Source organism: Acidovorax sp. NPDC077693, from assembly GCF_044542805.1.
GTDB lineage: Bacteria > Pseudomonadota > Gammaproteobacteria > Burkholderiales > Burkholderiaceae_C > Acidovorax.
On the sequence record NZ_JBITVD010000021.1, the window covers coordinates 1 to 13,360 of the forward strand.

Below are 13,360 nucleotides of genomic sequence, written 5' to 3' on the forward strand. Positions count from 1 at the left end.
AGCGGCCTGTCGCTCGGCGCTGCGGTGGTGGGCGCCAACAAGAAGGCCTTCTTCGGCCACGTGAACAAGTCGCGCGTGATCGTCACGCTCACCAAAACCCTGTAAGCAGTCTCGATGGGCGCAGGCTGCGCCCGTTGTCGGAGGATCCCAAAATGAAAATGGTGACAGCCATCATCAAGCCCTTCAAGCTCGACGAGGTGCGCGAAGCGCTCTCGGACATCGGCGTGCAAGGCATCACGGTAACCGAGGTCAAGGGCTTTGGCCGCCAGAAGGGCCACACCGAGCTGTACCGCGGTGCAGAGTACGTGGTCGACTTCCTGCCCAAGGTCAAGATCGAAGCCGCGGTGGCCGACGACTTGGTGGACCGCGTGATCGAGTCCATCGAAACCGCCGCCCGCACCGGCAAGATCGGCGACGGCAAGATTTTCGTGACCCACCTGGAGCAGGTGGTGCGCATCCGTACCGGCGAAACCGGCAAGGAAGCCCTGTAAAGGGCCCGGTTGCCACAGACACCAGAGAAATGCCATGAAAAAACTGCTTGCTTCCTTCGTACTGGGGTTGAGTCTGCTGTCCGGCGGCTCCGCCGTGCTGGCCCAGGCCCCTGCTGCTGATGCCGCGGCATCGGCCCCCGCAGAAGCCGCGCCAGCCGCCGCTGCGCCAGCCCCCGCCGCCGCACCTGTCGCTGCACCGGCACCCGCCGCTGCAGCCTCCGAGGCAGCCCCTGCCGCACCCGTGCCCAAGATCGACTCCGGCGACACCGCCTGGATGCTGACCTCCACGCTGCTTGTGATCCTGATGACCATCCCCGGCCTGGCGCTGTTCTACGGCGGCCTGGGCCGCAGCAAGAACATGCTGTCGGTGCTGATGCAGGTCTTCGTGGTGTTCTCGCTGATCTCCCTGCTGTGGGCCATCTACGGCTACAGCCTGGCGTTCTCCGGCGAGGGCAAGTTCTTCGGCGGCTTCCAGAAGATCTTCCTCAAGGGCGTGACCCAGGAGACCTTCGGCGCGCTGATCACCATCCCCGAGTACGTGTTCATCGCGTTCCAGGGCACGTTCGCGGCCATCACCGTGGCGCTGGTCGTCGGTTCGTTCGCAGAGCGCATCAAGTTCTCCGCCGTGCTGATCTTCTCGGTGCTGTGGTTCACCTTCAGCTACGTGCCCATGGCCCACATCGTGTGGGGCGGCGGCCTGCTGGCGGCTGACGGCGCACTGGACTTCGCAGGCGGCACCGTGGTGCACATCAACGCCGGTATCGCCGGCCTGGTGGGCGCTTACATGGTGGGCAAGCGCATCGGCTTCGGCAAGGAAGCCCTCACGCCCCACAGCCTGACGCTGACCATGGTCGGTGCCTCGCTGCTGTGGGTAGGCTGGTTCGGCTTCAACGCGGGCTCCGCAGGTGCCGCCAACGCTGGCGCCGGCCTGGCCTTCGTGAACACCGTGCTGGCCACTGCCGCTGCCACGCTGTCGTGGATCGCTGGTGAAGCGCTGCACAAGGGCAAGGCTTCCATGCTGGGCGCCGCCTCCGGTGCCGTGGCCGGCCTCGTGGCCGTGACGCCTGCCGCTGGCTTCGTGGGCCCCATGGGCTCCATCGTGCTGGGCCTGCTGGCCGGTGTGGTCTGCCTGTGGGGTGTGGGTGGCCTCAAGCGCCTGCTCAACGTGGACGATGCATTCGACGTGTTCGGCGTGCACGGTGTGGGCGGCATCCTGGGTGCCATCCTGACCGGTGTGTTCGCATCGCAAAGCCTGGGTGGTACCGGCGGCCTGACGCCCGACACGTTCTCGATGGGTGCCCAGGTGTGGATCCAGGTCAAGAGCGTGCTGTTCACCATCGTGTGGTCCGGCGTCGTGGCGTTCATCGCCTACAAGATCGCCGACCTGCTGGTGGGCCTGCGTGTCTCGGAAGAAGCCGAGCGCGAAGGTCTGGACATCACGTCGCACGGCGAGACGGCGTACAACCGCTGATCCCGTCAGCCCGATGCGCTGCGGTGTCTGGTGGCACCGCAGCGTTGCAACAAGAACAAGCGAGTGACTCCTCTTGGTTCTTCAGCCCGCCGCCCTGGCGGGCTTTTTTCGCGTGCGGCGGGGCCTGCAGACCCGTGCAGCCCCGCACGCTGACCACCTGAACGCCCCTTGAACGCCCCTTGAACGCCCCTTGAACGCGCCTTGAACGCGCCTTGAACGCCCGCTTGAACGCCGCCAAGGCGAGCGCCGCATCTTCAGCGGCCAAGGCAACCTCCGCCGAATTGCAGCGCGCTGTTCAAAAAATTCACGCGCCCAGGCCGTCGCACGGCAGGTGCCTGCCGCTACGATCCCAGGCATGGACCACGCCCTTGCCCAGATCGCCGACCGTGTGCGCGCAGCCGCCGCCGACCAGACGCCCTTGCGCATCCGCGGTGGAGGCACCAAGGACTTCCATGGCCTGGCGCTGCATGGCGAGGTGCTCGACACCCGCACCTTGCGCGGCATCGTGAGCTACGAGCCCAGCGAACTGGTCGTCACCGTGCGCGCCGGCACCCCGCTGGCCGAGCTGGAGGCCGCGCTGGCCGCACAGGGCCAGTGCCTGCCGTTCGAGCCCCCGCATTTCGCCCAGGCGCCTTCGGACGCCGCCACCGTGGGCGGCATGGTCGCCGCGGGTTTGTCGGGCCCGGCGCGTGCCAGCGTGGGTGCGGTGCGCGACTACATGCTGGGCGTCACGCTGCTCAACGGCCGCGCGGAGCTGCTCAGCTTTGGCGGCCAGGTGATGAAGAACGTCGCGGGCTACGACGTGTCACGCCTCATGGCGGGCGCCTGGGGCACGCTCGGGCTGCTCACCGAGGTCAGCCTCAAGGTGCTGCCGGTGGCCCCGGCCGAGGCTACGCTGCGCTTTGAATGCAACCAGGCCGACGCGCTGCGCAAGCTGCACGCCTGGGGCGGCCAGCCGCTGCCTTTGAACGCCAGCTGCTGGGTGCAGGACGGGGCTGTGGGCACGCTCTACGTGCGCCTGCGCGGCGCCGTGGCGGCCGTGGAGGCCGCCTGCCGCAGCATGGGCGGCACGCGCCTTGACAACACCACCACGGCGCCCGACTGGACCGCCTGCCGCGATCAGACCCTGCCGTGGTTCACCGACCGCGCGCAGCGCCCCGGCCACGCGCTGTGGCGCCTGTCGCTGCCGCAGACCGCGCCGGTGCTCAGCCTGCCCGCCGCGGCCCAGCCGCTCATCGAGTGGCATGGCGCGCTGCGCTGGGTGCAGGCACCGGATTCGGCGGGCGACGCCTTGCGCGACGCTGCGCGTGCCGTGGGCGGGAGTGCTACTGTTTTCATAGCTTCTGGCGCTGATCCAGAAAGCGGTAGCGGCCATTCTGGCTCGCCATCCCGCGCGCTGGAGCAGATCCACGCCCGCCTCAAGCACAGCTTCGACCCGGCGGGCATCTTCAACCCCGGCCGCATGGCGCAGGCCTGGTAGGCCCGGGACGTGCTTGCTGCCAACGCCATGCGACGACATCTGCGCCACCTGACGGGGCACCACCGCACGGTGGCGAGCAACCGCGTGCTGGGCCTGCTGCTGGCCTTCAACGCGGGCGCGGTCAATGCCGGGGGCTTCCTGGTGGTGCACCTGTACACATCGCACATGACGGGCTTCGTCTCCATGCTGGCCGACAGCCTGGTGCTGGGCAACATGGCCTTGGTGCTGGGCGCCGTGGGTGCGCTGCTGGCCTTCCTGTGCGGCGCGGCGACCACGTCGGTGATGGTGAACTGGGCGCGGCAGCGGCGCCTGCACAGCAGCTATGCGCTGCCCCTGCTGCTGGTGGCCGTGCTCATGCTGGTGTTCGGCCTGGTGGGCGCGATCACGCTGAGCTGGCCCACGCCGTTCGCGGTGCCGGTCACGGTGCTGCTGCTGTCGTTCATCATGGGCCTGCAGAACGCCACGGTGACCAAGATGTCGTCGTCGCAGATCCGCACCACGCACATGACCGGCGTGGTGACCGACCTGGGCATCGAGCTGGGCAAGATGCTCTACTGGAACCGCACCGGCACCGCGCCCGAGTCGCAGGTGCGGGCCAACCAGATGCGCCTGCGGCTCTTCGCGGGGCTGCTGGGGATGTTCCTGGTGGGCGGCATCGCGGGCGCGGCGGGCTTCAGCCGCGTGGGTTTTGTCTTCGTGGTGCCGCTGGCGCTCGTGCTGCTGGTGCTCTCGCTGCCGCCGCTGTGGGCCGACCGCGCGCGGCTGCTGCACCCGCGGCGCAAGGTGGTGCCGCTGCTGCCGCCCCCGGCCGTGTAGCTGCGGCCCGCACCCCGATCACCCGGTCCTTCGCTCCCTTTCCGTCAGGCATGCTCGATGCAAACCCAACTCTCCCCTGAATACCGCGCCCGCGCCGATGGCCTGGAGGCCGAAGCCATCCTGCGCAAGTGCGTGCATTGCGGCTTTTGCACCGCCACCTGCCCCACCTACCAGTTGCTGGGCGACGAGCTGGACGGCCCGCGCGGCCGCATCTACCTCATCAAGCAGGTGCTCGAAGGGGCCGAGCCCACGCGCAGCACCCAGATGCACCTGGACCGGTGCCTGACCTGCCGCAACTGCGAAAGCACCTGCCCGAGCGGCGTGGAGTACGGCCACCTGGTGGACATCGGCCGCAAGATCGTGGATGAGAAAGTGCCGCGCCCCCTGGGCGAGAAGGCGCTGCGCTGGGCGTTGAAAGAAGGCTTGCCGTCGCCCCTGTTCGGCCCCGCGATGAAGGCCGGGCAGATGGTGCGCGGCCTGCTGCCTGGGGCGCTCAAGGCCAAGGTGCCCGCGCCGCAGCCCGCTGGCGCGTGGCCCACGCGCGAACATGCGCGCAAGGTGCTGATGCTGGCGGGCTGCGTGCAGCCGGCCATGATGCCCAACATCAACACCGCCACCGCACGCGTGCTGGACGCGGCGGGCATCCAGACCGTGATCGCCGCCAAGGCGGGCTGCTGCGGCGCGGTGAAGTTCCACCTCAACGACCAGACAGGCGGCATGGCCGAGATGCGCGCCAACATCGACGCCTGGTGGCCGCTGGTGGAGCAGGGCGGGGTGGAGGCCATTGTGATGAACGCCTCGGGCTGCGGCGTCACCGTGAAGGAGTACGGCCACATCCTCAAGGATGACGCGCAGTACGCGGCCAAGGCTGCGCGCATCAGCGCGCTCACGCGCGACCTGTCCGAACTGCTGCCCGACATGCTGCCCGAGCTGGTCGACAAGCTCGCCGGCCGCGCGCAGCCTGCGGCCGACGTGCTCTACGCCTACCACCCGCCCTGCACGCTGCAGCACGGGCAAAAGTTGCGGGGCGGCGTGGAGGTGCACCTGGCGCGCCTGGGCTTCAAGCTGCGCGCTGCGCGCAACGAAGCGCACCTGTGCTGCGGCTCGGCGGGCACGTATTCGGTGCTGAACCCCGGGCTGTCCTACCAGCTGCGCGACCGCAAGCTGGGCGTGCTGGCCGAGGCCTTCGGCGAGCAGCCGCCGGACATGATTCTGTCGGCCAACATCGGCTGCATCACCCATCTGCAAAGCGGCACGGGCACGCCGGTGCGGCACTGGATCGAGGTGCTGGACGAGGCCTTGGCGTGATGCCGGTTACATCCGCTGGCGGGCATTTTTGCCAACGCTGGCATGATTGAGGGTTTTGTCGCCCCACACCTCACCCTTTTTTCGCACCGCCATGACCGATTCCGTGTCCGCACAAAAACAACAACCGAACGCAGCGACGACGGCGCCTGCTGCTGCCGCTGAGCCCGTGTCCACCGAGGCCGCCGCTGCAGCCGCTGGCGCCGCGTCGGCTGCGCCGGCGGGTGCGCCAGCGTCAGAGCGGGCCCGCCGTTCGGGCGGCCAGCGCCGCGGCGGTGGTGACCGCCGTGGTGGCCGGGGCGGCGCGCCGCGCCAGGGCGCAGCGCCGCAGGGCGATGCTGCAACCGCGCAAGGGCCGGCCGGCGACGGCGCTGCCCGGACGCCGCCACGCACCACCCACCCGCTGCTGGAGCAACTGGCAGACCTGTACCCGCATCTGTTCGGCGCGGTGTTCCGTCCGCTCAAGCGCGGTGTCTTCCAGGACCTGCTGGCGGCGCATCCTGAAGCCTTCGACCGCGACGCGCTCAAGGTGGCGCTGGGCCTTCACACCCGCTCCACGCGCTACCTGCAAAGCGTGGCAGCCGGCGACAAGCGCCACGACCTGGCCGGTCAGCCGGTGGAAGCCATGGCGCCCGAGCATGTGCACCACGCACTGCTGGAGGTCTACCGCCGCCGCAAGAACAACAAGGCCCGCGCCACCGAAGACCTGTTGCCCAAGCTGCGCAACCGCATGATGGCTGCGTTCGAGGCATCGGGCATGTCGCGCGAGACCTACACCGAACTCGTGCGGGGCCGCGACGACGCCGCCAACGCCATCCTCGAAGAAGCCTTTGCCGAATGGTCCGCCCGCAACGCCAAGGACGAAGCGCTGCTGCGCGCCTTCGAGGCCAGCGGCCAGACGCTGGAAGCCTTCGCCGACATGTACGGCATGGTGGCGCGCACGGTGGGCCAGCAGCTCGAACGCGCACGCCGCCTGAATGCCGCGCGTGCGCAGCAGGCCGCCGATGCCGCCGCCGCGGCGTCGGCCTCTGCGGCCCCCGCAGCTACCGCCGCTCCCGCGGCATCGGCTGAATCCGCTGCACCGGCCGAGCACGCCGATGCAGCAGCGGCTGCCCCGGCCGCCCCGGCCCAGGACCACTGAACGGCGGGCACGAGCGTCATCGTGTCCACCGCCACCGCGCCCACACGGCTGATCTTTCTGCCCGGCGTGGGCGGCAACCCGGCGTTCTGGCGCGCCGCCTCGGACGCGGTCGCGCTCCCGGCCGAGCGGGTGCTGCCGGGCTGGCCCTGGTTTGGCGTGGCAGCGGCGGCGGACATGCCCGCCCACACCGCCGGCTGCATGCAGGACCTGGTCGATGCGGTCACGCCGCACATGGACCAGCCCTGTGCCTTGATCGCCCAGTCCATGGGCGGCGTGGTGGCGGTGCTGGCCGCCCTGCAGCGCCCCGAACACCTCACGCACCTGGTGCTGGTGGCCACGTCCGGCGGCGTGCCCATCGACGACCTGCACCCCCACGACTGGCGCCCGGATTTCATGCGCGCGAACCCCGCCTTCCCCGCGTGGATGGCCCGCGAGCGCTGGGACCTGACCCCCCAACTGGCATCGCTGCGCACGCCTGCGCTGCTGCTGTGGGGCGATGCCGACCCCATCAGCCCCGTGGCGGTGGGCGAGCGCCTGCAGAGCCTGCTGCCACGTGCGCAGCTGCACGTGCTGCCGGGCGGCTCCCACGACCTGGCCCAGAAGCACGCCGCGGCAGTGGCCGCGCACATCACACGCCATCTGCTGGCGGGCGGTGCGCCACCACTATCACCATCACCCCCACTGCGCGGCGACGCGCCAGCCGCATAGAATCCTGCTGCGGCCCGGTTCATGGGTTGCCGTAAGCGTTTACGTCAATCAACGTGCCAACCAACGCCGGCCCTGCCGGGGTGGTGGTTTCCCGCCAGCCGTGCAGGCCAGCGGGGACGGCACCTTGACTGACCGGCCTGCTTCATGGAACTTCAATGAACCAACCTTCGTCCCCCCGCACCGGGCCCTCCACGCCCTACGCGCCATCCACGGGGTCCGCGCCTCCTCCATCTCCCGCATCTTCTCCCGCATCTCCCTGCTCTCCGGGGGCTCCTTCGGCTGCCACGCCTTCCTCCAAGACATTCCTCGGCCTGCGCAAGCTGCCTGCGCGCTCGGCAGCCTGGGTCATGCCGCTGCTGCTGTCGCTGCTCATGACCTTCATCGTCTCGCTCATCAGCACCCTGCGTGTGGCGGGCCTCTCGGTGGACGTCCTGCGCCTGTGGATGAGTTCGTGGGCGCTGTCCTGGATGGCGGCCTTTCCGACACTGCTGCTGGTGCTGCCGCTGGTGCGCCGGGCCACGGCGGCCATCGTGGACCCCAGGTAGCCACACGCCCACCCGCTGCTGACGCCGGGTGTCAGCAGCCCCGTACGCCTGCCACCGGCGCGGTTGCAGGCTACTGACATCAGGGTGTCAGCAGCGGGTCGGCACCATGCGGGTCTTGCAGCTGCACACCTCCGGCCGGTCCGCAAATCGGGCCCGCCGGCTGACCACATCCAACCCGACAAGAGAGAGCACCCCTCATGACCCATCCCGATACCACCCGCATTCCCGCCTTCAGCGTGGCCGGCATCGCCGTGCGCACGCGCAACAGCGAAGAGATGAACCCCGCCATCGCACGCCTTGGGGGCCTGTGGAACCGCTTCTTCAGCCAGAGCTGGGAGCGCAAGCTGCCCAGCCGGGGCGACGACGGCCGCATCTTCGGCGTGTACAGCGGCTACGAATCCAACGAGCATGGTGCCTTTGACGTGACCGCCGGCGTGGCCGTCGCCGAGCCGGACATGGCGCAGGCGCAGGCAGTGCCGGGCGCCGCCCGCGTCGACATCCAGGCGGGCGACTATCTCGTCTTCACAGGGGCCGGCGAGATGCCCCAGATGGTGATCGACACCTGGGTGCGCATCTGGCAATACTTTGCCGAAAACCCCCAGGTGCAGCGCCGCTTCGGCACCGACTTCGAGGCCTACGAGGGCCCGGACCAGGTGGCCATCCACATCGGCGTCAAGCCCTAGCACGGTGCCGGATGCCGCCCCCGCCCCAGCGCCGCGCGCGGCCGCGGCCGTGGCGGTGGGGTTCGGTGGTGCAACTGGCGCTATATTGTTGATAGCTGCTGGCGCTTTCCAGGCGAGCGCCACAGCCCGAAATGCTTTGAAAATGAACCCTCTCCATGCGCCGCGCTGACCGCCTTTTCCAGATCGTCCAGCTCATCCGCGGCCGGCGCCTGTCCACGGCAGCCTTCCTGGCCGAACGGCTCGAAGTCTCGGCGCGCACCATCTACCGCGACGTGGCGGACCTGCAGCACCAAGGCGTGCCCATCGAGGGCGAAGCCGGTGTGGGCTACCGCCTTGGCGCGGGCTTCGAGCTGCCGCCGCTGATGTTCAGCCAGGGCGAGGCGAACGCGCTGGTGGCCGCCGCGCGGCTGGCGCAGGCCTGGCTCGATGCCGGGCTGGCGCGCGAGGTGGAGGGCGCCCTGGGCAAGATCCTGTCGGTGCTGCCCCCGGCCGCGCGCGTGGCGGCCGAGTCGCAGGCGCTGTACGCGCCTTCGGTGGGGCTGGGCCCCCAGGCCCAGGCCACCCTGCAGTCGCTGCGCGAGGCGGTGCAAAGCCGCCACGTGGTGCAGGTCAACTACGCCGACGTGCAGGGCCGCGCGAGCCTGCGCCGCCTGCGCCCGCTGGGCTGCTTCTACTGGGGCAAGGTCTGGACGCTGTCGGCCTGGTGCGAACTGCGCGGCGACTTCCGGGGCTTTCGCATCGACCGCATCGTGGACCTGGTGGTGACGGACGAGCAGTTCCGCCAGGAGCCCGGCAAGACGCTGGCCGACATGCTGCGCAAGGTGGAGGCCGAGATGGGCTCGCGGCCGAGCGAATGGCCGCCCGCGGAGACCCCGGGCCTGAACGCCTGATCAGGCTGGAGCCTGCCCGCATCAACCCCGCTGCGGCGCGGCCGCCGGCACAATGCGGCGATGATCCTTCGCCTGTCCGACCTGGTGCCGCCGGTGGTGCTGCGCCCCGCCCAGCGCCAGGATGCGCCCCGGCTGGCCCGCCTCTGGCGCGAGGCCTGGCGTTCTGCCAACCCTGCGGTGGCCACCGTGGCACCGCAAGCGCACTGGGAAGACCGGGTGCGGGCCGAATTCGGCCCACCCTGCACCGCGCTGCTGGCCCAGTGCGCAGACGAAGCCCTGCTGGCCTTCATGGTGGTGGACATCCCGAGCCGCCATCTGCACCAGCTTTTCGTGGCGCCCGGCGCGCAAAGCCAGGGCGTGGGCGGCGCGATGGTGCAGGAGATCTGCCAGCGCCTGTGCCCTGACGGCTGGACCTTGCACGTGGCAACGGCCAACGAACGCGCTCGGCGGTTCTATGCCCGCTGCGGGCTGGTGGAGGGCGCGACCAGCGTTCATCCGGCGACCGGCCGCGAGAGGGTGCTGTGCAGTTGGCCCGGCGCCGCGCCATAGCCCGCCCTGCGCGCACCTGCGGCGCCACACCACGACGGCACCCCAGAATGGTTGCAAACCGTCGCCATTATTCCAACTTGGTTACCTTGGTTACCTTTTGCGGTAATTTTTTGGAGTTATTGAGCGCAGTTGTCAAGAGAATTTGCTGCTCTCATGGCTATCATCCGCAGCACTCAGAACCAACGGGCTCCAAAGTCTGCAGCACATGACACGCCGCGTCACCATTCAAACGCCATTGGGCGACCAACTCAAGTTCAGGCAGCTGCAGGGCACTGAGGAAATCAGCCAGATATTCGCTCTGGACGTGGATTTGCTCAGCGATAGCAAAAGCATCGACCCCAAGGCCTTGCTGGGCAAGAACGCCACCGTCGTGGTCGAGACCGAAGGCGGTGGCAAGCGCTACATCGACGCCATCGTCACCCGCTTCGGCATGCAGGGCCAGGACCATCGCATGTTCTCGTACAAGGCCCGCCTGAGCCCCTGGCTGTGGCTGGCCACACGCAAAAGCGATTTCAAGATATTCCAGAACAAGACGGTTCCAGAGATTATTGAAGAAGTGCTCGGTAAATATGGGTACCCGCTGGAGAAAAAGCTGACCCGCACTTATCGTACCTGGGATTATTGCGTTCAATACAACGAGTCCGACTGCCAGTTCGCGTCCCGGCTCATGGAGCACGAGGGCATCTATTACTACCACCAGCATTCGCCCGGCCAACACGTGCTGACGCTGGCGGACGATATCGTGGCATCGCACAGTCCGCTGCCAGGCGCCGCCACGCTGCCGTTCTACCCGCCCGAGAAGGCCGCCATCTCCGACCGGGAATGTGTCTTTGCGTGGGAGCAGGCCGAAGAGATCAAGTCGGGCCGCCACTACAACGACGACTACGACTTCAAAAAGCCCAAGGCCGATCTGTCGAATATGCGCAAGATGCCCATGGGCCACGCGCACGACAGCCATGAAGTTTATGAATGGCCGGGCGGCTATACCGAGTACGGCGATGGCGAAACGTACGTGCGGGTGCGCCTGCAGGAAAACCTCACCCGCGAAAGCGTGGTTCAGGGTAAATCGAGCTGCCGCGCGCTGACGCCGGGCTACACCTTCAGCCTGGAGAACTATCCGCGCGAGGACCAAAACCAGCAGTACCTGATTACCGCGGTTCAGTACCACTTTCAGGAAAACCCCGAAGTCAGCAGCATCGCCAAACCCACGCCCAAGACCACCAAGGACGAGGTGGGGTCCATCCAGCGCTTCGTGCTGAAGGCGCAGCCCACCAGCCTGGCCTTCACGCCGCCGCGCGTCACACCCAAGCCCCGCAGCCAGGGCCCGCAGACGGCCGTGGTCGTCGGCCCGCCTGGGGAGGAAATCTGGACCGACAAGTACGGCCGGGTCAAGGTGCAGTTCCACTGGGACCGCATCGGTGCCATGGACGAAAACTCCAGCTGCTGGATCCGCGTGTCGCACCCTTGGGCCGGCGCGAAATACGGCGGCATCTTCACACCCCGCATCGGCCAGGAAGTCATCGTCGACTTCCTGAACGGCGACCCTGACTACCCCATCATCACCGGCCGCGTCTACAACAACGACCAGATGCCCCCGTGGGAGCTGCCCAAGCACAAGACGCAGTCGGGCTTTCAGACCAACTGGAGCAAGGGCGGCGGCGGCAAGCACATGCTGCGGTTCGAGGACCAGAAGGGCATCGAGCACATCGAGCTGTCCACGGACCACGGCAATACCCATCTGCACATGGGTTACCTGATGAACCAGAGCACCGAGGCCAAGCGCAGCTATGGCTTTGAGCTGCGCACCAATGAGTGGGGTGCGATTCGGGCGGACAAGGGGCTGCTGATCACGACGTATACGCAGGACTTCAAGCAGAAAATATCGCATGAAAACCCAGATGGGTTCGATGGCCTGGGTGAAGGCTTGGCCAACACTGCGTCGCTGATGGAGGAGGCTGGTGAGGCGGTGTCTGCCATGAACAGTGCGATTGAGGCCATCAACGGCCTGAAGACCTCGCACATGATGGAACTGAGTTCAGGCATTGCTGCCATGACCGGCGGCAAGGCGGCGATGGCGACATTGTCCAAAGCAGCTGCGGCCATCGCTGCGCTTGCCGGCGGTGGTGGCGGAGGGGGGGGTGGCGCTGGGGCAGAGACATCGATGCCGACCAACACCGACCCCGCAATGCCTCAGTCGCAGGCGTTGCGAGAGTTGTCCAAGGACATCAGCAAGCCGGTCGTCTCCATCGTCAGCCCCGAGGGGCATTCGATGATCAGCCCCAAGCCCATCGTGGTCAGTTCAGGGCAGAGCGTTTCGATGCATGCCAAACAGCACATCACGCTGTCCAGCGGCGCGCAGCTGACGCAGCTGGCCAAGGGCGGCATGCTGACGCACGTGTCAGAAGGCGGCCAGCGCAACACCGTGACCAAGGGTGATATCGCATCGGAAGCCCAGACGGGCAACATGAACCTGACCGCGCAGCAGAACATCACGCTGGCGTCCAAGACGGACACTGCGACCGTGGTGGGCGACCAGAACGTCAACATCCAGGCGACCAAGGACTCGGTGCTGGTGAAGGCTGCCAAACACATCCGCCTGCAGGCGGGTGAGAGCATCACGCTGACCATTGGCGAGGGCGAAGGAGTCGCCTCGCTCAAGCTCACGGACAAGGGCGAGGTGGTCATCAAGGGCAAGAACGGGCTTATCAAGCTCAGTGAACTGCTGGATGTGCACGGGGCGCCGATACAGCTGAACTGCTGATTTGTTCCGTGCAATGCACGGGCTTGCCAGCTTCCACCATCATCTCCGTGAGCCTAGAGACTTTCAATGCAATTTCACATACAAGAAGGCAGCTTTACCCTGCCCGAAGGCCTTCAAGACAACAGCATGAACATGCTGGTGACAGGGCGCAGCGGCCTGGACATGAGCCTGATCATGACCCGCGATCGTCTGCAACCTGGCGAAACCTTCGATATGTTCGTAGAGCGTCAGATCAAGGCCGTGACACTGCAGGTCAGTAAGTTCGAAGTGCAGGAGCGTCACGCCCAAAAGGCGCCGCAGACAGACGAGACCGTTGCCGTGGAGCTGGCGCAGCAGTTCAAGCAAAACGGCCAGGTCATTTACCAGCGGCAGCGTACTTGGTTGCTGCCCGACCGAGCCAGCGTGCTCGTGTTGACGGCAGCGTCTGTTGCACCCATCACGCAAGCCCAAAAGCAGGCATGGTTGGCGATATGCAGCAGCTTCCAGCCGCGGGTGTAGGGCACTGACCCACATGTCAGTC

The 13,360-nt window shown here is 67.5% G+C and carries 13 protein-coding genes; all 13 read left to right on the forward strand.

The features are described from left to right. Positions 1–152 precede the first annotated feature (152 nt). Positions 153–491: a P-II family nitrogen regulator gene (gene glnK / locus ACIGHN_RS24040; RefSeq protein ID WP_015012094.1), complete on the forward strand. Its 339-nt coding sequence runs from the start codon at positions 153–155 to the stop codon at positions 489–491. 34 nt (positions 492–525) lie between these two features. Further along, positions 526–1,962: an ammonium transporter gene (locus ACIGHN_RS24045; RefSeq protein WP_056410313.1), complete on the forward strand. Its 1,437-nt coding sequence runs from the start codon at positions 526–528 to the stop codon at positions 1,960–1,962. 355 nt (positions 1,963–2,317) lie between these two features. Continuing rightward, the gene (glcE, locus tag ACIGHN_RS24050; RefSeq protein WP_056410311.1) at positions 2,318–3,442 is read left to right on the forward strand and encodes a glycolate oxidase subunit GlcE; all 1,125 of its coding nucleotides are present in this window, start codon (positions 2,318–2,320) and stop codon (positions 3,440–3,442) included. Between the two features lie 27 nt (positions 3,443–3,469). Further along, positions 3,470–4,258, forward strand: coding sequence for a YoaK family protein (locus tag ACIGHN_RS24055; RefSeq protein WP_396506591.1), 789 nt, complete (start codon positions 3,470–3,472; stop codon positions 4,256–4,258). A 57-nt stretch (positions 4,259–4,315) separates the two neighbouring features. Beyond that, positions 4,316–5,566 (forward strand): glycolate oxidase subunit GlcF, encoded by a 1,251-nt coding sequence (gene glcF, locus ACIGHN_RS24060; RefSeq protein ID WP_396506592.1) that lies wholly within the window; start codon positions 4,316–4,318, stop codon positions 5,564–5,566. Between the two features lie 91 nt (positions 5,567–5,657). After that, positions 5,658–6,704 (forward strand): ProQ/FINO family protein, encoded by a 1,047-nt coding sequence (locus ACIGHN_RS24065; RefSeq protein WP_396506594.1) that lies wholly within the window; start codon positions 5,658–5,660, stop codon positions 6,702–6,704. A gap of 21 nt (positions 6,705–6,725) precedes the next feature. Beyond that, positions 6,726–7,412, forward strand: coding sequence for an alpha/beta fold hydrolase (locus ACIGHN_RS24070; protein WP_396506596.1), 687 nt, complete (start codon positions 6,726–6,728; stop codon positions 7,410–7,412). Positions 7,413–7,567: 155 nt separating this feature from the next. Next, a complete protein-coding gene (locus tag ACIGHN_RS24075; RefSeq protein WP_396506598.1) occupies positions 7,568–7,957 on the forward strand; it encodes a DUF2798 domain-containing protein in 390 nt (129 codons plus the stop codon). 197 nt (positions 7,958–8,154) lie between these two features. Further along, entirely contained in the window at positions 8,155–8,640 is a 486-nt protein-coding gene (locus ACIGHN_RS24080) for a GyrI-like domain-containing protein (protein WP_396506600.1), read from the forward strand. 155 nt (positions 8,641–8,795) lie between these two features. Beyond that, on the forward strand, positions 8,796–9,530 hold the full coding sequence (locus ACIGHN_RS24085) for a helix-turn-helix transcriptional regulator (RefSeq protein WP_396506602.1): 735 nt from the start codon (positions 8,796–8,798) through the stop codon (positions 9,528–9,530). A gap of 60 nt (positions 9,531–9,590) precedes the next feature. Continuing rightward, positions 9,591–10,079: a GNAT family N-acetyltransferase gene (locus tag ACIGHN_RS24090; RefSeq protein WP_396506604.1), complete on the forward strand. Its 489-nt coding sequence runs from the start codon at positions 9,591–9,593 to the stop codon at positions 10,077–10,079. Between the two features lie 205 nt (positions 10,080–10,284). Further along, entirely contained in the window at positions 10,285–12,840 is a 2,556-nt protein-coding gene (locus ACIGHN_RS24095) for a type VI secretion system Vgr family protein (RefSeq protein WP_396506605.1), read from the forward strand. Between the two features lie 66 nt (positions 12,841–12,906). Next, positions 12,907–13,338 carry a DcrB-related protein gene (locus tag ACIGHN_RS24100; protein WP_396506607.1) on the forward strand — a complete coding sequence of 144 codons (432 nt, stop codon included), beginning with the start codon at positions 12,907–12,909 and terminating at the stop codon, positions 13,336–13,338. Positions 13,339–13,360 lie beyond the last annotated feature (22 nt).